Here is an 18,717-nt window from a genome sequence, read left to right as displayed (position 1 = left end):
TATCTCCACTAGGTCAGGTTAGGTCAAAAGACAGCCTGTCAACTCCCCTGCAGGTACCATAGGGTGCAGGATCCCCAGGGCCATGAGCAGTCTGCCGCCGGAGTTCATCCAGTTGGTGCGCCAGAAGGCCGACATCGTCGAGGTGGTGGCCGAAAAGGTGGTGTTGCGCAAGCAGGGCAAGAATTTCGTCGGCCTCTGCCCTTTCCACAACGACCACAAGCCCAGCTTTCAGGTCAGCCCCAGCAAGCAGATCTACAAGTGCTTTGCCTGCGGGGCGGGGGGAGATGTCATCCGCTTTGTCAGCCAGATAGAGGGCCTTTCCTTTGCCGAGGCGGTGCGCCACCTGGCCCGCCGCTACCATGTGCCGGAGCCCAAGGGATCCCTCTCCCAGGACTACGAGCGCCAACTCTCCCACCGGGAAAAGCTGCTGGAGATTTTGGCCCTGGCTGCCGATTTCTATCGGCATGCTCTCCGCTCCCAGATAGGATCCGCCGCCCGCCAGTACCTGCACAGCCGCCGCCTGAGCGAAGAGACCTTGCAAAAATTTCAAATCGGCTTTGCTCCCCCCGGCTGGCACTCGCTCTACGAGTACCTGGTCAACCAAAAGCGCCAGCCGGTCAAACTTCTAGAAGAAGCCGGCTTGCTGGTGCCGCGCCAGCAGGGATCCGGCCATTACGACCGCTTCCGCAACCGCATCATGCTGCCCATTTTCGATTTGCAGGGGCGGGTCATTGGCTTTGCCGGCAGAGCCCTGGGAGAGGAGCAGCCCAAGTACCTCAACTCCCCGGAAACGGAACTTTTCAACAAGGGCCAGGTGGTCTATGGTCTCAACTTTGCCCGCGAGGCCATTGCCAAAGCCGACCAAGTCTTGGTGGTGGAAGGCTATTTCGATGTCATCGCCCTGCACCAAGCCGGCATTGCCTATGCGGTAGCCGCCATGGGCACGGCCCTGACGCCGCACCAGGTCAAGGCTCTGCTGCGCTACACGCCGTCCAAGCGGGTCATCCTCAACTTCGACGCCGACCGCGCTGGGTTGAATGCCGCCTTGCAGGCTATTCAAGCCGTTGAGGAGCAGGCGCGGCGGGGGGAAATCGAGCTGCGCATCCTCACCCTTCCTGCTGGGAAGGATGCCGACGAATTCCTGCGGCAGCACCCGGCTTCCCAACTAGAGGCCTTGCTGGCTCAGGCTCCCCTATGGCTGGACTGGCGGATTGAACAGGTGCTGGCCGGTCGGGATCTCAGCCAGGCCGCCGATTTCCAACAGGCCTATCAAGCGCTGGTGCAACTGCTGGCCGGTCTAGGTGGACAATGGCGCTCCTTGTATATCCACAAAGTGGCGGAATTGCTCAGCCGGGGCAACGCTCGCCTTAGCCGCAATCTGGAAGAGGATCTGCGACGTGCCGTGCGCCAGTACCGCTGGTCAAAACCCCAACAACCTGCTGCCGACCGGGGATCCAAACTCTTGCAGTCCGAGTCCCATCTTCTGCAGATCTACTTGCACTTTGCCGAGTACCGCCGCGAGATCCGCCAGACCTTGATGGAGCGGGAGCTGCAATTCAGTTTCCGTCCTCACCGGGAGCTGTGGCAGCGGATCTTAGAGCTGGTCTCGGCCCAGCCGGAGCTGGAAGACGAGGAGGAGGGTCTTTTGACCGCCCTGCGCACTCTCTGCGCCCAGGACGACGCCCTCAACGAGCGCCTCAGCCACCTGCTCTGGCAGGACGAAACTACCCGCGTAGCTCTGATGCGTCCGCGCCTGGTGGTGCGGGCTGCTCTAGCCAACATGGAGCTGGAAATTCGCCAGAAGCGCTACCGCTACTGGACGCAGCTCTGGGATCAGGCCTTTTCCGAGGGCAACACCGCTCTGGCTGCCCAGTACCAGGCCAGCATTCAACAGGAATATCAGGCTATTCAGGCCTTGCAGCGCCAGGTGCAACTCAACCTGGAAGACCTGCTGGAGGCACCGCTGGCTGAAGACTAGGGGGGCTCTTCTCCCTAAGGGAGCGGGGCAGGGGGTGAGGGCCCAGCAAAGCGCGCTGGCGAGAGGCTGGGGAGCCACTCATCCTCTTGTCCATAGGCCTGCTGGGCAAAGCGGCGAGCCAGGGCCGGCAGGATGGCCAAAGGGCTGCTGAAGCCGGAGAAGAGCTGCAGCCCTTCCCAGCCGGGCAGGGATCCCACCAAAGGCTGGTGATCGGCGCTGAAGGCCACCAAGCAGTGATACCACCGCCCAGGCAGGCGGGCCACCTGAGGCAGGTAGCGACCGGCCTGTTCCCGGATCTGGGCTTCGCTGGCAGCGGCATCTACCTCGGCCATGGGATCCGTCAGCACCCGACTAATCTGCCCCAGGCGAAGGCTGCCGTCGAGAAACTGCACGATCCCGACATCCAGGATGGGCGGGCAGAGCTCCTGTCCCGGCTGGTCCCAGAGGGGATCCCGGTCGGGGCGGCCAGCTTGCCGCTCCAGCTCCAAACGCTGCACGGGCGCGCCCATGACGATGGCTCTCAACCGCACCTCCGCAGGATCCAGCTCCAGGGATTCGGCGTGGGTGAAGTAGATAGGAGCCCAGATCCCGGCCTGGCGCAACAAAGCCCGTGTCCAGCCGCCGGCGCACACCACCACCTGAGCCGCTCCGCAGAAGTCGGTATCCGTCTCCACGCCCGTAATGCGCCGGCCCTGGCGCCGCAAGGCCCTTACGGTTTGCAAGAGCAGGGATCCCCCTAGGCGTTGGAAAGCCTTCTGAAAAGCCAGCGTCGTCAACCAGGGGTGGATGTGGCCATGCCGCGCCCAGAGTACACCCTCGAGGGCGGCAGGGTTTAAAAGCGGCTCTAGCTCACAGGCCGCCTCTACAGAAATTCGCTGCGGTGGGATGCGACAGTCGGCCAGATCGGCTTCCACTGCCTCCATCCTGTAGCCAGGGGCAACGGGCATGAGCAGATCCAGCTCGCGAAATTGAAGATCCGCCTCCAGCTCCTCTGACAGGGTGCGGTAGCGCTGGATCCCTTCTTCCCCCAGGGCTTTGAGCAGGGGGGTTTTCCCGGCCCAATGGGCCAGGCCACCGTAGCTGTAGCGAGTGGCACTGGACGGCAGCGCTTCCTTCTCAACGAGGAGAACGGATCCCCCCTGGCGGGCCAGCTCGTAGCTCAAGGCTGCCCCCGTGATCCCGCCGCCGACGACGATCCAGTCGTAGTTGGCCATGCTGCGGCCCTGAAACCTATCTTGTGGCAGAGTGGCTCTTTCAGGGTAGCAAGCACAGCAGAACCTAAGCCGTGGCGGATACCAGCTGAGGCGGAACCCACAGAGAGCCTCCCTGAGTCCTGATCGAGTGTTCCCGCCGAAGTCGAATGGCGTTCTCTGGCGTTCATCGTGATCGATAGCGTAGCAAGGGTGAAGATATGAACGAACTACTGCAAACCATCAACCGCAGTCTTCTAGAGATGGCGTTCGGGCCGTGCGGCGCCTGGCGGGATCCGCAGCCAACCGCTGGATCCCCAGCCCTTCCCTACAAATGCTGCTGGTGCAAGTCAGCCAAGTGGGTGCTTGGGTGGCAGGGATCCTGGCAGCCAGCGTGGTGGCTTTCCCAGATCTGCGCCTGGGAGATCTGATCGGGCTGTTGGGGTTAGGGTCGGTGGCCATCGGTTTTGCTTTTCAAGATATTTTCAAGAACTTCCTGGCGGGCGTGCTGCTGCTTTTGAACGAGCCTTTTCAACTCAATGACCAGATTGTCGTCGGGGATTTTGAAGGTACAGTTGAGGAAATCAGCATTCGCTCCACCCAGATTCGCACCTACCAAGGAGAACGGGTGGTGATCCCCACCAGCCCGATCACGGTCTTAACCGATCGCCCCTTTCGCCGCACCGATCTGGAGATTGGCCTCGACTACAACACACCCCTGCCCAAAGCCTTGGAGGTGCTGCTGGAGGCGATGCAAGGCGTGGAGGGAGTGCTGGCGGAGCCCCCTTTGAGCTGGACATCGTCGGCTTTGGGGACAGCTCCATCGATTTTGTGGTGCGCTACTGGACTCGGCCTCGCAAGGCGGAGGTGCGCCGCGTCCGCACTCAGGTGATATCGCCCTCAAGCAGGCCTGTGACCGGGCCGGATTGGTCATTCCCTACCCGATTCGCACGGTGTACCTGTTCGACCAGCAGGATTTTCAGGATCACCTCCCCACCTCCAGAGCCGCCTAGGGATAGCGGGCCGGCAGCATTTGGAACCGGCTCTCCCCCAGCAACACCGCCTTGGGGTTGGGATAGGTATCTTGCAAAAGGGCGCAGGCACTCCCCGCCCTCCGGCTACTGCCTGCCAGCAGGCAAGAGTCTCATCCGTAGAGGAGCCGCTCCACCGCTGCCACAATATCTGCCGGCTGCACAATGGTGGCCGCTTCTAGCGTGCCGTTGTAGGGGGTGGGAATGTCTTGGGAGGCCAGGCGCACTACGGGCGCGTCCAGCTCGTCGAAGAGTTCTTCCATGATGCGGGCCGTCAGCTCTGCCCCAATGCCGCCCGTTTTCATGTCTTCTTCCACGATGACCACCCGGTGGGTTTTGCGCACCGAAGCAGCAATCGTCTCCATATCGGGGGGCTTGAGGGAGATCAAGTCGATCACTTCCGGATCGATCTCCTGCTCCAGCAGGGTGTCCACGGCCTTAAGCACGTGGTGGCGCATGCGCGAGTAGGTGAGGATGGTAACGTCAGATCCCGTGCGGACAACTTCCGCCTTGTCCAGGGGCAAGAGGTACTCCTCCTCCGGCAGGTCTTCTTTGAGGTTGTAGAGGAGCACATGCTCGAAAAAGAGAACGGGGTTATCGTCGCGGATGGCCGACTTGAGCAGACCCTTGGCGTTGTAAGGGGTGGAACAGGCGACGATCTTCAGACCCGGCACTGCCTGAAAGTAAGCCTCCAGCCGCTGCGAGTGCTCGGCTCCCAATTGGCGTCCCACCCCGCCTGGCCCGCGGATCACCAGCGGGATCTTGAAGTTGCCGCCGGACGTGTAGCGCAGCATGCCGGCATTGTTGGCAATTTGGTTAAAGGCCAGGAGCAAAAAGCCCATGTTCATCCCTTCCACCACAGGCCGCAAGCCGGTCATGGCTGCCCCGATGGCCAAGCCGGTGAAGCTGTTTTCGCAAATGGGGGTATCCAGGAGGCGCATCTCCCCGTATTTGCGATATAGGTCTTTGGTGACTTTGTAGGAGCCGCCGTAGTGGCCCACATCCTCTCCCAGAACAAACACATTGGGATCCCTGGCCATCTCTTCGTCGAGGGCGGCACGCAAGGCATTGTAAAGGAAGGTCTCGGCCATAGAGGGCAACCGCTGCTCAAAAATGTTGCTAAGTTTCCATTAAACCATTTTGCCGGCAGGGATCCGCTGGCAGACAACCCGCTGGGCAGGGCACCTCGCCCCTAGGGATCCCAACCCCGGTTATGTTGCCAAAAGCACACCAAAACGGTATCAGCAGCTCTGCGAGCGCCTCGCCAAAACCCGCAAAGGCCGATTCTTTCGTTGACCCGCTCGATGCCTTGCGCCACAAGGCTTTCAGGCCTCTCACCCCCCCTCTTCGGGGCCCTTTTTTGCCGTTTTCGACCGACCCCCTCGCAAATAGGCCTTGCATTCCTTGCCCCGCTTGGGTTTAATAAGGGTAGAGTTCCCCCTTCGGGGGGATCCCTAGAAATTGGAAACATGATCCGGATCTACTTATTAGTATCGCTGGATTCTCAATGTTCCCCCTTCGGGGGGATCCCTAGAAATTGGAAACACTTGTGCGCAAACATTGAAGACAGCGCAAAAGGAGGGAGGTTCCCCCTTCGGGGGGATCCCTAGGAATTGGAAACTTATCCGGGAAACCGGGTGGGAGAGACTCTATTCAAGTTCCCCCTTCGGGGGGATCCCTAGAAATTGGAAACTCTACCTGCAGTTGAGGAGGTAGCATCCCAGCCTAAGCGTTCCCCCTTCGGGGGGATCCCTAGAAATTGGAAACTTTTGCAACCTTATCCTCCATCGACTGATGGTTTTGTCGTTCCCCCTTCGGGGGGATCCCTAGAAATTGGAAACTGGCACGTTTAACCAAAGGACCGGGTTGTTTTTAAAGGAGTTCCCCCTTCGGGGGGATCCCTAGAAATTGGAAACGCCCAACAGCTCTTCCTTGATAAATCCTTCTCTAATAGGTTCCCCCTTCGGGGGGATCCCTAGAAATTGGACTAGAAATAGAAAATGAGCTTGCTGCTGCCGAAGCTAGCCCTGACATTGGGAGATCCGGCGGGGATTGGGCCAGAGATTGTGCTCAAGGCGCTGGCGGATCCCCAGGTGCAGGCCTGCGCCCAGATAACGGTGGTGGGCGAGCGGCAGGTTTTGGAAGCTACCTACTGCCTTCTGCGCCAGCGAGGGGCAACCGACCTGGCCGACCCGGCAGGGATCCCCGTCCTAGAGTGCGGCAGCGGCTTCCACCTAGAGTTCTCTCGTGTGGGCCGGGGGGATGCCCAGAGCGGAGCGGCCAGCTTTGTCTACCTGAAAACGGCTGTTGAAGGGGCGCTGCAAGGCCAGTTCCAGGGGATCGTGACCGCCCCCATTGCCAAATACCTCTGGCACCAAGCAGGCTACCCCTTCCCCGGCCAAACAGAGGTACTGGCCCAGCTCAGCGGGCGCGAGTGCTACGGCATGCTGTTTGTGGCCCGTTCTCCCCACAGCGGCTGGCAGATGCGGGTTCTACTGGCCACCACCCACATCCCCTTGAGCCAGGTGCCCCTCACCCTCACCCCAGAGCTGGTGCGTAGGAAGTTGGACTTGCTGGCGGGATCCCTACGCGAGCTCTTTGGGATTGGCGATCCCGTAATTGCCGTGGCTGGCCTCAACCCCCATGCCGGCGAACGGGGGCAACTGGGTTCAGAAGAACAGGAGTGGCTGGCGGAGCTGCTAGGTACCTATCCCCACGCCAGAATCTGGGGGCCGCTCCCCCCCGATACGATGTGGCTAGCTCCCGCCCAAGCCTGGTATGGTCAAGGGTCTCCCGCCGTGGCCGATGCCTACCTGGCCCTCTACCACGACCAAGGCCTGATCCCGGTGAAGCTCCTGGCGTTTGACCGAGCCGTCAACCTAACCCTGGGGTTGCCCTTTATTCGCACCTCCCCCGACCACGGCACTGCCTTTGACATAGCTGGACAGGGGGTGGCCCGCGCCGAGAGCCTCAAGCAGGCAATCCTGCTGGCAGCCGAACTGGCCCCTATGGCCGCCGCAGCGTCTCGATCCCTTCAGGGCCAGCGATAATGGCCTCGGTGGCCATGCCGATAAACAGGCCGTGCTCCACTACCCCCACCGTTGCTTTGAGTTGCTCAGCTAGCTTGGCTGGATCGGCAATAGGGCCAAACTGGCAGTCGAGGATGTAGTGCTGCTCGTCGGTGAGGTAGGGATCCCCCTCGGCAGTGCGCCGCAGCACCGCCTGACAGCCCAGGGCCTCCACCCGCGCTAGGGTCGTCTTCCAGCCAAAGCGCACCACCTCCACCGGCACCGGGAAGCGGGTGCCCAGGTGGGCCACCTTTTTGGAGGCATCGGCGATGATGATGAGCTCAGCAGCGCTGGCCTCCACCAGTTTCTCCCGCAGCAGAGCTCCCCCTGCCCCCTTGATGAGGTTGAGGGATCCCACTTCGATTTCGTCGGCTCCATCGATGGCAAGATCTAGGCGCGGCTGCTCCTCCAGCGTGGCCAGCGGGATCCCTAGAGAGCGGGCCTGTTCTGCCGTGCGCTCGGAAGTGGGCACCCCAATGAACTGCAGCCCCTCCTTTTGCATTCGCTGGGCTAGGGCGCCCACAGCAAAGGCGGCTGTGGATCCCGTGCCCAGCCCCACCACCATGCCCGACTGCACCTTTTGGGCCGCCGCTTGGGCTGCCGCCTGTTTCAGCTCATCTGCACTGGCCATCTCGCCTTTCCGAAGTTCAACCGAATTATTCTACCGTCCGCTCCAGCTAAAGCCTGCTGGCGCCTCCACCACCTGGCCAAAGAGATCGTAGGGCTCGGCCCGCGTAATCTGCACCGGCACCAGGGATCCCAGGGATCCCGGCCCGCGCACATACACCACCCCGTCCACCTCAGGGGCAAAGCGGGGGGAACGGCCAATCCACTCGCCGGTGCGGGGGTTTTCCTGCTCCAAAAGCACAGGCACCACCTGCCCCACCTGCTCGCGGTTGCGGCGGAAGGCGATCCCTTGCTGCAGTTGCATTAGGCGGGCGCGGCGCTCTTCCTTGAGGGGCTCCGGCACCTGCTGGGGCAGATGGTAGGCGGGCGTGCCCTCTTCCGGGGAAAAGGTGAACACCCCCACATGGTCAAATTGGTGGCGCTGGACAAACTCCAAAAGATGCTGGAAGTGCTCCTCCGTCTCGCCGGGAAAGCCGACAATAAAGCTGGTGCGCAGGACAGCCTTGGGCAGGGCCTGGCGCAGCCGTTCGATGAGCCGGTCGTTAACCTGGCCCTGCCAGGGGCGGTTCATGGCCTTGAGGATCGCTGGGTGGCTGTGCTGCAGCGGCAGATCCAGATAGAGCAAGAAATTGGGCGTCTCCTGAATGGCCTCCACCACCGCCGGCGTAATGCCCGTGGGGTAGGCATAGAGCATGCGGATCCAGGGGATGGGGATCTGGCCCAGAGCGCGGATAAGCTCGGCCAGCCGCGGCTCCCCGTAGAGGTCGAGCCCGTAGTTGGTGGTGATCTGGGAAATGAGGATTAGCTCCTGCACCCCTTCTGCAGCCAGTTGTTCTGCTTCCCGCAGAATGGACTCGATGGGGCGGGAGCGTTGCTTTCCCCGCAGGTGGGGGATGATGCAGAAGGAGCAGCGGTAATCACACCCTTCCGCCACCCGCAGGTAGGCCACCGGGGCATGGGTGGTGCGATAGCGGGGGACGGTCTCGTCGGCAATGTAATCTAAGCTCGAGGTAACGGCGTTAACCCGCTCTCCCCGCTCTGCCCGCTGGATAACCTGGACAATCTGGTGGTAGTCGCCGGTGCCGACGATGGCCACCGCCTCGGGGATCTCCCGCAGCAGCTCCTCTTGGAAGTGCTGCGCCAGGCAACCAGCGATGATGATCTTCTTGCCCTGCACCGCCAGCTCCATCAGGGTGCTGACCGACTCCCGCCGCGCCGCTTCGATGAAGCTGCAGGTGTTGACGATGACGTAGTCGGCGCTCTCTTCATCCCCCTCCACCCGGTAGCCTGCCTGGGCCAGCAGGCCCATCATGTGTTCCGTGTCCACGCGGTTTTTCTCACAGCCCAGATGCACAACGGCAACAGCCGGCGCTTCCTTTGGGGAGGCGGCAGGGCTGCGAGAGGGCGTAGGCAGAGCGGTTTCCAACCAGTTCATAGCCACAGGAGAGGCCGAGAGAATGGCAACAATAGACAACAAATGAATTGGGAAAATTGAGGCCTTCCTATTCTAGTTCTAGTTGGGTTTCGCTTCTAAAGGCGGGGAGGAGGACTGTCCATCTTGTCTAACTCCCCTGCCAACCAGCTCAATCGGGATAACCCCCAAATTGAACCCACACCAAGCCGAGAGCCACAGCCACCGCCAGCCCAGTGGCCGCCCAGCTCCAGGGATCCCTTGCCATCTCTTCTGGGAGCAGAGGTGCTCTTCCATAGCCCCTCAGGCGCAGCGCCTGATAGACCCGCTCGGAGCGCTCGTAGCTGCGCACCAGGAGAGTGCCCACTGCAGCAGCCAGGAAGGGAAGGTCTTGTCGCAAGGCCAGGTCCGGACGCCACAGGGATCCCCGCGGTCGCCAGCCCCTCAGCCGAGCTGCCCGCTGCATCCGCTGCCACTGGGTAGCCACCTCCTGCAAATAGCGCTGGGTTAGCCAAGCCAGTTCCAGGAGTAGGTCGGGGATCCCCAAAGCCCCTAGGGCTGCCAACAGGGCCGGCAGAGGGGTGGTCTCCCCCAGCAGCATTGCCAGGGCCAACAGCGCCAGGCTGCGCCCGCCAAGGCAAAGCGCCCTCTCCAGCCCCTCCCAGCGCAAAGCCAAGGAGCCCCACTGCCAGAGGAAGGTCTCCCCAACGGCAAAAGGCAAGAAGAGGACGAAGGCTATCAACAAAACTCCTGGGGCGGCCAGCCGTCTTAGCCCTCGGCGCAGGGGCAAGCCGGAGAGCGCCCAAAGAAGAGCCACCAACACCCAAACTAGGGGTAGCAAGGCCAAGCGCTGCACCTGGGCAAAAGCCGCCATCAATGCCAGTAGGCCAACCACCTTGGGCAGAGGCCGCCAGCGGTGGAGCCAAGGGGAGGAAAAACTCCTGGAGGCGAGAGGCGGGCAGGGCAGATTAGCCTTAGAGCTTTTCATCCTCCCCCAAAAGCTGCGGCTGTACCCGCTGCAAGAACAGCACCACCCAACGGGTAAACAGCCCCTCCACTCCTGCCAGCGGCAGATGAGCTGCCATCAAGCCGGCCAGGGCCAAGCGCTCTGCGGACGTGGAAGGGATCCCCTCGCTGTACAGCGCCGCCAGCACCACGCCGTAAAACAGCAGCGCCGCCAGCACCACCCCCACCGCTCCCGCCCAAAAAGCGGCCCAGCCCGTGCCCAACCAGCGCCGGCTTGCCCGGAAGATCCCTCCTGCCAGAAGCGCCGGGATCCCCATAATGGCGGCGTTGATCCCCAGGGTGGTCAACCCCCCATGCCCAAAAGCCACCGCCTGAAAAAACAGGCCCACCACAATTGCCGGGTAGGCCAAGGCCCCCAGCATCACGCCCATCAGCCCATTGAGCAGCAGGTGCAGGCTGGCCGGGGGAAAAGGCAGGTGAAGGGAGGAGGCGACAAAAAAGGCCGCCGTGAGCAGCGCTGCCTTGGGGAGCTGGCGGCGGGGATCCTTTTCCAACCGCTGGAGGAGGTGTAGGCTCCAACCCGTAAGCAGGGCAGTGATGCCATAACCCCCCAGCCAAAGCGGTGCTGGCAAAAGGCCCTCGCTGATGTGCATGGCTAGTCTTGGCTCAAAGCGGCAGCATCCACTGGGGAGTCGGGGAGTTCTGGGCCTTGGAAGGGGCGGGGCCGGGAAAAAAACAGGGCCGTGCCCAAACAGCCCCAGATAACACAGGCAGCCATAACCCCCCGCTGCAGGGGGCCAAAGCCAGGGGAGGAGGGGCTGGGGATCCCTTCTGCCTGCATACCCTCCTCGCCCACCGGCACGTTCACCACCCCGCCGTGGCCGGCCTGGCGAATGCGCACCTGCCACAGTCCCTTAAGCTCAGGATCCGGCTGCAGCCAAAACCGGCCCTCTCCGTCTGTCTCTCCCTCCTGCCAGGGGAGAGTGGGATTGGTGGGCGCAAACACCGTAACTCGGGCAAAACGCATCGGCTCGCCGGAATCGTAGCGGGCCTGGATCTCAAAGGTGGGAACAGCCCGCCAAGAGGCCTCCACCCCATGGCCCCAAGCCGGCGGAGATAGGAGCAGGCCCAAGGCCAACCAGCTCAGTTGCCAGGAAGGGGAAAAAGGGATGCGCTTTGGCCAGACTGAGTTCATCGGTCAGCAAAAGACAGAGGACACCCTTCGATCTCAAAAGCCACCCAGGCCTAAAACCTAAGGCAAGGATCCCGTCCCGCCGAGGCCGCCAGAGGAGGCGCGGCAGTGGCCCTCTCCCACGTGCCCCAAGCTCTGCAGGCTCTGCAAGACAGCCTGGGCCCTAGGGGATCCCTCCTGCAGGCTGCCCCAGTCCACCTCCAGCGGCTGGGATCCCGCCTTTAGCCCTTGCTCGAGGGAGACTGGGTCGACTGGGTCCAACTTCACAAGGGAGGCAAACCCCAGCGCCGCTGAGTTGAGGTCGTCCTTGGGAGGCAGGCTGCCATTCCCAAACAGGTGGTCGAAGTGGAAAGTCGCCTCCAGATCCGCCACCTGGCCTGCCCGGACAAAGCCCTTGCGCGTCTCCCCCACGTACTCGCCGCAGACAAAAGCCAGCTCGGGGCTGAACTTGAGCACAAAGGGGATCGCCTCTCCCTCCCCTTCTGCCGGTCGAGCTCTGCCCTCGATCCAGAGGGAGTAGCCCTTTGCTGGCCCCTCCGCTGCCGGCACTAGGCGCCAGGCCAGGGCGTTGTAGTGCCCAGGGGGGGCTTCCAGGGATCCCAGCAGGGCTCGCTCCGGCACCAAATCCACCGTAAGAGGCCCTGTCAGGCTGACCAAGGCCTTGGCCTGGAGCTCGCCTTCCCCTTGCGGATCAAAAGGGGGATCCGTCTGGTAGGCCGTAATGTCCGCCAGCGTCACGTACACATGCTCAAACTGCAACGCCCAGCCCTCTTTGGAGACCAGCCCCTCCCGCAGGAACGCTTCGCCGTTGGCCCACAGCTCCAGCGTGCCCGTAGCCGAGGCAGAGATCGCCTGCCCATCCCTGGCTGGCCCCGGCTCGACAGGCGGGCGACAAGCCGTCATGCCGGCTCCCAGACCCAGGGCCACCAGAACCATCCCTTTGGCCAGGGGTCGCAGCAATGACCACTGAAACCAAGACATCAGGTGCTGCCACCAGTGTAAGAACTCCCTCCCGCTAGCGCGCCTGCCCCTCCCGACAGCGGCTGGCGGTACTGTCCCAGCCAACCACAAGCTCTCGCCAACCTACAATCCCCCACCGGGGCATCTTGCTACTCTTGCGCCAGGTTGCCGGCCCGCACCCAACCTTCCTGCCCGTTCTGGCGCCGGATGCGCTGCCAGCGGCCATCGGCGCTGTACTCCAACACCGTCACCACCTCATTCATGGGCAGGCCACCAATGTAAGCCCCTTCCCGGTCGGGAGTGGCCCGTAGCGCCAGGCCAATCGGCTCGATCACCCGCCCCTGCGCACCTGGGGCAATGCTTGTTGCTGCGGGGGGCCGAGTCGGCAAAGGAGTGGACTCTGGTGTGGATTCGACCGCAGGCGTTGCAGCAGTTGTGGCTGAAGCAACCGCTGCCCCACCCTCCACGGGGCCCAAATTGCCGGCCCGCACCCAGCCTTCCTGGCCGTTTAGCTCCCGCCGCACCCGCTGCCAGCGGCCATCAGCGCTGTACTCCAGCACCGTCACCGTTTCCCCCGCCACAATTCCCCCTTGGTAGGCTCCGTCAGCAGAAGGCTGGCTGCGAATGGCTAGACCTATGGGCTCGATTACCCGCCCGCGGCTGCCGGGGGGAAAGGCCTCAGGGTCGATGGTGCCCGCCGCCGGCAAGGACTCCGTCCCACTGACGCGAACAGAGGGGGAGGAAGGCAAACTTGTCGGGCTGGGTAAGGGATCCACACGCACCGCGCGAGGAAACTGAGGCGCCGCAGGAGGAGCCAGCAGGGGGGCAATGAACCGCCACGCCTGCCAACCCAGAGCAGCCAAGACCCCAACCGAGAGGCTCAGTGCCATTAAGGTGCCGAAGGGAAAACCGCTGGCAGCAGGAGAAGAACGGCCTCGCATTGGGTAGTTAGCCATCCAAAACTTAGCTCCCAAAAGCCGGAGACGAAAGCAAAGGGCTTTGCCAACGCTTGCAAGTACCAGAGCATCTCTGGTACTTCTAGTTTCGCCTCTGTGTACTGCCTTGGGAAGCCACCTACCCAGGGGCAACGCTGTCTGGAGCAAATCAGTAGCAAGTTTAGTTTCTACTTAGTGAACATATTCTCCCAGTCGGTGGTGAGAACCTCGTGGCCAAATGTCCACCCGGCCAGGAGCAAGGGCAAGGCCAAGCCCAGGAAGCCGAAGAAACTGATGACCTGGGCAATTTGTCGCTGGGCCCTTTTCTTTTTCGGGTCGGGGATGTAATTAGCAGCTACTGTGAGCTTTGAGCAAAAGGCCACCACCACCGCCCCCACCGGTCCCAAAACCAGCGAAGGCCACAGCCAATCCGCTACCTGCGCATACTCGTAGGCCCGGGTAAACGGCATGATGACAAAACAGGCCAGCTCCAGGATCCCCCAGGTGAAGAGGGCCAACTGGATATCTTTGCGAAAGACTTCGTTGGGATTGTACATAGGCTTCTGGGATAAACCGGCGTGCAACTTTAAGGTTTGGCCTGCAAGTACAGAAGTGGCGAGGTTTTTGAATGGGCTTCTCTCTGCGGGCAAGAAGCTGCTGCGCGAATCCCTTTTACCTTACCCTTTCCCTTTCCTCCGGACAACCCAGTAGAATGAATAATGCCTGAGATTCTTGGGTTAGCCTCCCTTGATTTACCCAGAGAAAGAGGGTTCCAGAAAGGCCAAGCTCCTGGTGCAATCCAATGGGTAATGTAAAAACCTGAAGCTATCTGTTGTAGTCTGGATGGGCTGCCCTCTCCTGCCCAGGCGCAAAATGCGTTTGCCCTGCGGGCAGGGCTTTTCTACAACTCTGCCTCGTGCTGACTGTGAGAGCGTCAAGCTGCCATGTTACGCATCCTCATCATCGATGACGATCCCAGCATTTGCGCGCTGCTCAAGCGGTATTTGCAGCGGCAGGGGTACTCAGTCGAGGTAGCGACGACGGGGGCCGAGGGCCTCCAGCAGTTGCGCGCTTTTCAGCCAGGCTTGGTGATTTTGGATCTGAATTTGCCGGATGTGAGCGGCTACGACCTTTGCCAGCAGATGCAAAAAGAGACCGGCGTGTATGTGTTGATGTTAACCAGCCGAGTGAATCCTGCCGACAAGCTGCAAGGATTTCAGCTAGGCGCAGATGACTACCTGACCAAACCCTTCAGCCTGCCGGAGTTACAGGCGCGGGTACAGGCTATCCTGCGCCGAGGGCGGACGAGAACGGAAACAGGCAGCGCGCCGGTTTTGACTTTTCCCTCCTTGGTGATCGACCCGACCACCCGAGAAGTTATCCGTGACCGTCGCCCGATTAACCTGACCGCTCTAGAGTTTGATTTGCTCTATGCCATGGCTCGACACCCAGGACGGGTGTGGCGACGGTCTGAGCTGATTCAAGAGGTGTGGGATTTTAACCACGAGGGAGATGAACGGGTGGTCGATGTCCACATCGGCCAAATTCGCAAGAAGCTGGAAACCGATACCAGCCAACCGGAGCTGATCCGCACCGTGCGCGGAGTTGGCTACAAGTTCGAGCCCCCCACTCCAAAGGAGGGATGGGGAGAGGAAAAACCGTAACCTTCCTCTTTCCGAAGGAGAGAGGTTGAGGCTGAGGGCGCGCTAATCCAGGCGACGGCCCGTCAAGCGTACAAAAATATCTTCTAAGTTGGCAGGGCGCACCATCAGGCCGGTTTTGTCGGGTTCCGCTTCCAACTGCCGCTGGGCCTCCGCCAAGCTGGGGAAAAAGGTGTAGCTCACCTCCTGGCCAGGGCGGGAGCGCACCAGCAGGGCTTCTCCGTACTTGGCCCGCAACTGGTCGGTGCTGCCCAGCTCGATTAGCTTCCCGCCGTCCATGATGCCGATGCGGTCACACAGCTCCTCGGCCTCTTCCATGTAGTGGGTGGTAATCAGCAAGGTCATCCCCTGCCGGTTCAGATCCCGCAGGATCTCCCACAGCAGCCGCCGCGCCTGGGGATCCAACCCAACGGTTGGCTCGTCCAAAAACAAAATTTGAGGCCGGTGCAACAGCGCCCTGGCCACCTGGAGGCGCCGCTTCATGCCGCCGGAGAGGGTCTTCACTTTGTCGTGCCGCCGGTCGGCCAGCTTCACGTACTCCAGCCACTCGTCGATGCGCTGCTGCCGCTCCGGGTTGGGGATGTGGTGCATGCGCCCATGGAACTCCAGGTTTTCCCAAACCGTCAGCTCTGCTTCCAGGGTGATGGGCTGCAACACCACGCCGATCTGCCGCCGCACCGCCAAGGGATCCCGCACCACGTCGTAGCCCCCCACTTGGATGGATCCCTGGCTGGGTCGCGTGAGGCTAGTGAGCATGCGGATGGTGGTGGATTTGCCGGCGCCGTTGGGCCCCAGCAGGGCAAATACCTCCCCCTGAAAGATCCGCAGGCTCAAGTCCTGAACAGCCACCTGCTGCCCAAAGCGCTTCCACACCCCCTGCGTTTCCACTGCCGCCGGCTGGGTCTGGGGCAGAGTCGGGGCCATCGAAAGAGGGGTTGCAATCAGCTCCATCTGCAGTGTAAAGAAACCTTTCTTCCCTAGCATACGCCAGTTGGGTTGGCCTTCTCTCCTGGGCGGCTGTGATCCTCCTCACTCGGAGCTTTCACCTCGCCCTTGTAAAGTAATTGACATCCAGCTGAGGAGCGGGGCTAGGCCAAAGCTCTACCCGAAGCACCAGAGTGGAGAGGAACTATGCAAGGTAGAGACCGATTTGATCAGATTGACTTCCGCCTGGATCGCCTAGTCGGCGCTGTGTTGACCCTAGTTGAAGCCGTCAGCTCTATCAAAAACGACTTGTCCCAGTTAAAAGACATCGTTCAGCAGCAGGCACAGATGACACAGGAGCACAGCGCTTGGCTGGGGGAGTTCAAGGCGGTTTGCCAGCAGCAAGCGGAAACAGCCCGGTGCCAAGCCGAAACGGTTGAGCGCCTCATCGCGCACCTCTTGCCAGTTCAGAAGTCAAAGGCTTGAGGCATGTCACAATGGCAGTAGAGCTGAGGTCGTCCGCCCTTGGAGTTCCAGGTTGCAGCAGCCCAGCAGGGTTCTGTTGACGCAGAAGATTTGCTGGCCTTTTTTCGCTGTCGTCGCCTGCCCTACTTAGATCGGTTTGGGCCTCAAGAAGCCAAGCTGCCGCCGGAAAACCTGCTGGAGCAATGGCGTCGGGATCGCCGAACTCTGCAAGCTGCTGTGCTGGAGCAATTCCCGGGAGAAGAAGTTGCGCCGGGCAATGAAGCCCTTCTGGCAGCTATGGCAGCAGGGGCGGAGCGGATCTACGGCGGACAGATTGTAGCAGAGCTGTTTTGGGAAGCTGAGGCGGAGCTTGCCAGCTCTGAAGTTGCCCTCGCTCCTTCCCCTGAGACAGAGGTTGAGCTCCCTGAAGACGGCTCCACTAACAAGACACCTGCACTGCCGCCTGGGGCTGTTCCAGAGTTTCGTTCCGTTTGGGTAAGCAGCTCGCTGGACCTCCTGATTCGGGATCCCGCCCTTCGCAGCCAAGGCCGGCCCGTTTACCTGCCGGTGCACATTCGCCTCGGCAAGCGCCCCAAGCCGGAGTACGAATTGTTGTTGGCTTTGCAGGCCGAGTTGCTTGGATCCCTGCAGGGTCAGGTACCCAAATGCGGCTTCTTGATCTTAAAAGACGGGAAGTGGCACCTTGTTCACCTCAGCCGACGCCGCACCCAGGTGCGTCGCTTGCTGCAAGATTATCTGCACTCCCTTGAGCAGGCGGAGCCGCCGCAGGTGTTTATGGCCCGCAGCCGCTGTCATCTTTGTCACTGGCGGGAGCACTGTCGGCAGTTGAATGCCGTCGCCCAGCCCCTCAGCCTGCTGCCGGGCGTAACCGGATCCCGCTATCCCCTTTTGCAGGAGGCAGGGATCCATTCGATTGAGGCTTTAGCTAACGCTCGCCTGGAGATGCTCCAGGCTATCCCCAAGCTGGGAGCCGGCGTGGCCCTGCAACTGCAGCTTCAAGCCCGTGCCACCCTCAGCCGCAAGCCCCTCTGGCTGCAATCCCCGCCTCAGGCTCTGCCGACAGCGCCCGTGGAGCTGTACTTCGATATCGAGGCGGATCCCCGCCACAACGTCGCTTACCTACTGGGCTTGCTCGTGGTAGAACAAGCAGAGGAGAACAAGGTTGTCAACTACTACAGTTGCCTAGCTGCTGAGCCGCGAGAGGAAAGGCAAGCCTGGCAACAATTCCTACAGCTAGTTCAACGCTACCCTGAGGCCCCCATCTATCATTTTCACAGCTTTGAAGTACAGACTTGTCGGCGACTGGGGGAGCAGCACCAAACGGATCCCCGAGAGGTGCGGCAACTGCTGAAGCGCTTTGTAGATTTGCACAGCTGGGTTCAGCGCTCGGTAGTGCTACCCATCGAGAGCTACTCCCTGAAAAACATCGCTCGCTGGCTGGGGTTTAAGTGGCGACTACCCGAGGGCAGTGGAGCCCACTCCATCTACTGGTACAGCCAGTGGCTGGAAACACGAGATCGCCGCTATTTGGAGCAGTCGCTCATCTACAACGAGGACGACTGCCGGGCTACCTATTGCCTTAAAAACTGGCTAAGCCAAGGTTCGGTTCTTGCCCCCGTCGACGGCCCAAGCCCAGATACTTGGGCCGGACATTGATCGAACCAGCACCATCTCGGTGGAATCGAAATCTGCCTCTCCTCATTTTGCTAACGAAAGATGCTGATCTCAAGCGCATGCTCTTGCAAAAGCCTATTGACCCAGATGCTATCTTTAAGATTCTCAACGAGCAACTAGATTATGCCAAAAATGAAGCCTCAAACCTCGAGAGAAAAAGGATTTTAGTTGTGGATGACAACAAGTCATTCGTCCTTGCGCTGAGAGAACCAGTGGATCCCTGGAGACTTGACCTGTACTCCCTCTCGATCCCAAAAGACTTTTGGGAGCAGCTTAATCAAATAATGTCGGAATTAAACGACCGAGATTGGAGCAAGATCCCGATACTCTTCCTAATCGCCCACCCAGACCCTCACACACTCGAACAAGTCTTTCAAGCGGGAGAGGATGACTTCGTTGGTAAACCCATCGTCGGTCCAGAGCTGATCACGCACATCTTCAACCATCTGGAACGCACAGAACTCTTACGGCGAGCTCAAGGGAGAAACTTCCCGTAAGTTTTACCCCCAGATGAAAATTAACCCCCCTTGTATTGGGGGGTTGGTGTGGAGAGATGAGCCTGGCACCGAGCTAGGTTACCGGAGGGTCACCCCTCAAGTAGGTTCGCCGCTGAT

16 protein-coding genes and 1 pseudogene are annotated in these 18,717 nt (G+C 61.0%); 6 read left to right on the top strand and 11 right to left on the bottom strand.

The genetic code is table 11. From position 1 onward, the window contains the following. The first annotated feature begins 82 nt into the window (after nt 1-82). Nucleotides 83-1,978 carry a DNA primase gene (dnaG, locus tag ACVW0R_RS09630; protein WP_457501987.1) on the top strand — a complete coding sequence of 632 codons (1,896 nt, stop codon included), beginning with the start codon at nt 83-85 and terminating at the stop codon, nt 1,976-1,978. 14 nt (nt 1,979-1,992) lie between these two features. Here dnaG and ACVW0R_RS09625 read toward each other — a convergent pair whose 3' ends face one another. Further along, a complete protein-coding gene (locus tag ACVW0R_RS09625; protein WP_099812872.1) occupies nt 1,993-3,192 on the bottom strand; it encodes an NAD(P)/FAD-dependent oxidoreductase in 1,200 nt (399 codons plus the stop codon). Between the two features lie 232 nt (nt 3,193-3,424). Between ACVW0R_RS09625 and ACVW0R_RS09620 the strand changes: the two are divergent. After that, nucleotides 3,425-4,181 (top strand): annotated as a pseudogene (locus ACVW0R_RS09620) (mechanosensitive ion channel family protein); the annotation flags it as partial. A gap of 131 nt (nt 4,182-4,312) precedes the next feature. On the opposite strand, the gene ACVW0R_RS09615 reads toward ACVW0R_RS09620, so the two are convergent. Then, nucleotides 4,313-5,290 carry an alpha-ketoacid dehydrogenase subunit beta gene (locus ACVW0R_RS09615; RefSeq protein ID WP_099883683.1) on the bottom strand — a complete coding sequence of 326 codons (978 nt, stop codon included), beginning with the start codon at nt 5,288-5,290 and terminating at the stop codon, nt 4,313-4,315. Between the two features lie 909 nt (nt 5,291-6,199). Between ACVW0R_RS09615 and pdxA the strand changes: the two genes are divergently transcribed. Continuing rightward, nucleotides 6,200-7,249: a 4-hydroxythreonine-4-phosphate dehydrogenase PdxA gene (gene pdxA / locus ACVW0R_RS09610; RefSeq protein WP_457501986.1), complete on the top strand. Its 1,050-nt coding sequence runs from the start codon at nt 6,200-6,202 to the stop codon at nt 7,247-7,249. Here pdxA and rpiA read toward each other — a convergent pair. The 8 genes from rpiA to ACVW0R_RS09570 form a co-directional block, all read right to left on the bottom strand. Beyond that, entirely contained in the window at nt 7,206-7,898 is a 693-nt protein-coding gene (gene rpiA, locus ACVW0R_RS09605) for a ribose-5-phosphate isomerase RpiA (protein WP_457501985.1), read from the bottom strand. The two genes, pdxA and rpiA, sit on opposite strands and share 44 nt — an antisense overlap. A gap of 30 nt (nt 7,899-7,928) precedes the next feature. Beyond that, nucleotides 7,929-9,329: a 30S ribosomal protein S12 methylthiotransferase RimO gene (gene rimO, locus ACVW0R_RS09600; protein ID WP_457501984.1), complete on the bottom strand. Its 1,401-nt coding sequence runs from the start codon at nt 9,327-9,329 to the stop codon at nt 7,929-7,931. A gap of 148 nt (nt 9,330-9,477) precedes the next feature. Further along, nucleotides 9,478-10,293 carry a cobalt ECF transporter T component CbiQ gene (gene cbiQ, locus ACVW0R_RS09595; protein WP_414411053.1) on the bottom strand — a complete coding sequence of 272 codons (816 nt, stop codon included), beginning with the start codon at nt 10,291-10,293 and terminating at the stop codon, nt 9,478-9,480. Beyond that, the gene (cbiM, locus tag ACVW0R_RS09590) at nt 10,280-10,924 is read right to left on the bottom strand and encodes a cobalt transporter CbiM (RefSeq protein ID WP_457501983.1); all 645 of its coding nucleotides are present in this window, start codon (nt 10,922-10,924) and stop codon (nt 10,280-10,282) included. The genes cbiQ and cbiM overlap by 14 nt, the downstream gene beginning before the upstream one ends. A gap of 2 nt (nt 10,925-10,926) precedes the next feature. Next, nucleotides 10,927-11,466, bottom strand: a complete 540-nt coding sequence (locus tag ACVW0R_RS09585; RefSeq protein WP_011431121.1) for a hypothetical protein — start codon at nt 11,464-11,466, stop codon at nt 10,927-10,929. 57 nt (nt 11,467-11,523) lie between these two features. Beyond that, entirely contained in the window at nt 11,524-12,444 is a 921-nt protein-coding gene (locus ACVW0R_RS09580; RefSeq protein ID WP_240531067.1) for a DUF4382 domain-containing protein, read from the bottom strand. Nucleotides 12,445-12,572: 128 nt separating this feature from the next. Next, a complete protein-coding gene (locus ACVW0R_RS09575; protein WP_011431119.1) occupies nt 12,573-13,379 on the bottom strand; it encodes an SH3 domain-containing protein in 807 nt (268 codons plus the stop codon). A gap of 167 nt (nt 13,380-13,546) precedes the next feature. Beyond that, nucleotides 13,547-13,915 (bottom strand): hypothetical protein, encoded by a 369-nt coding sequence (locus tag ACVW0R_RS09570; protein ID WP_099812877.1) that lies wholly within the window; start codon nt 13,913-13,915, stop codon nt 13,547-13,549. Nucleotides 13,916-14,302: 387 nt separating this feature from the next. Between ACVW0R_RS09570 and ACVW0R_RS09565 the strand changes: the two genes are divergently transcribed. Then, complete coding sequence (locus ACVW0R_RS09565; RefSeq protein WP_011431117.1) at nt 14,303-15,022, top strand: response regulator transcription factor; 720 nt, start codon at nt 14,303-14,305, stop codon at nt 15,020-15,022. A 42-nt stretch (nt 15,023-15,064) separates the two neighbouring features. Here the strand turns inward: ACVW0R_RS09565 and ACVW0R_RS09560 are convergent, their stop codons facing one another. Beyond that, a complete protein-coding gene (locus ACVW0R_RS09560; protein ID WP_457501982.1) occupies nt 15,065-15,943 on the bottom strand; it encodes an ABC transporter ATP-binding protein in 879 nt (292 codons plus the stop codon). A gap of 525 nt (nt 15,944-16,468) precedes the next feature. On the opposite strand from ACVW0R_RS09560, the gene ACVW0R_RS09555 reads away from it, so the two are divergent. Both ACVW0R_RS09555 and ACVW0R_RS09550 read left to right on the top strand, forming a co-directional pair. Continuing rightward, nucleotides 16,469-18,085, top strand: a complete 1,617-nt coding sequence (locus tag ACVW0R_RS09555) for a TM0106 family RecB-like putative nuclease (protein ID WP_457501981.1) — start codon at nt 16,469-16,471, stop codon at nt 18,083-18,085. A gap of 47 nt (nt 18,086-18,132) precedes the next feature. Then, nucleotides 18,133-18,600: a response regulator gene (locus tag ACVW0R_RS09550; RefSeq protein ID WP_457501980.1), complete on the top strand. Its 468-nt coding sequence runs from the start codon at nt 18,133-18,135 to the stop codon at nt 18,598-18,600. Nucleotides 18,601-18,717 lie beyond the last annotated feature (117 nt).

Source organism: Thermostichus sp. MS-CIW-15, from assembly GCF_054060575.1.
The sequence above is the reverse complement of the archived record's forward strand: the minus strand, read 5'-3'. Positions and strand labels throughout refer to the sequence as shown.

Coding starts and splice junctions, on each gene's coding strand:
- ACVW0R_RS09615 (WP_099883683.1), bottom strand. CDS start 5,290: ATGGCCGAGACCTTCCTTTACAATGCCTTGCGTGCCGCCCTCGACGAA.
- dnaG (WP_457501987.1), top strand. CDS start 83: ATGAGCAGTCTGCCGCCGGAGTTCATCCAGTTGGTGCGCCAGAAGGCC.
- cbiM (WP_457501983.1), bottom strand. CDS start 10,924: ATGCACATCAGCGAGGGCCTTTTGCCAGCACCGCTTTGGCTGGGGGGT.
- cbiQ (WP_414411053.1), bottom strand. CDS start 10,293: ATGAAAAGCTCTAAGGCTAATCTGCCCTGCCCGCCTCTCGCCTCCAGG.
- ACVW0R_RS09560 (WP_457501982.1), bottom strand. CDS start 15,943: ATGGCCCCGACTCTGCCCCAGACCCAGCCGGCGGCAGTGGAAACGCAG.
- ACVW0R_RS09570 (WP_099812877.1), bottom strand. CDS start 13,915: ATGTACAATCCCAACGAAGTCTTTCGCAAAGATATCCAGTTGGCCCTC.
- rimO (WP_457501984.1), bottom strand. CDS start 9,329: ATGAACTGGTTGGAAACCGCTCTGCCTACGCCCTCTCGCAGCCCTGCC.
- ACVW0R_RS09575 (WP_011431119.1), bottom strand. CDS start 13,379: ATGGCTAACTACCCAATGCGAGGCCGTTCTTCTCCTGCTGCCAGCGGT.
- ACVW0R_RS09580 (WP_240531067.1), bottom strand. CDS start 12,444: ATGTCTTGGTTTCAGTGGTCATTGCTGCGACCCCTGGCCAAAGGGATG.
- ACVW0R_RS09625 (WP_099812872.1), bottom strand. CDS start 3,192: ATGGCCAACTACGACTGGATCGTCGTCGGCGGCGGGATCACGGGGGCA.
- ACVW0R_RS09565 (WP_011431117.1), top strand. CDS start 14,303: ATGTTACGCATCCTCATCATCGATGACGATCCCAGCATTTGCGCGCTG.
- pdxA (WP_457501986.1), top strand. CDS start 6,200: ATGAGCTTGCTGCTGCCGAAGCTAGCCCTGACATTGGGAGATCCGGCG.
- rpiA (WP_457501985.1), bottom strand. CDS start 7,898: ATGGCCAGTGCAGATGAGCTGAAACAGGCGGCAGCCCAAGCGGCGGCC.
- ACVW0R_RS09585 (WP_011431121.1), bottom strand. CDS start 11,466: ATGAACTCAGTCTGGCCAAAGCGCATCCCTTTTTCCCCTTCCTGGCAA.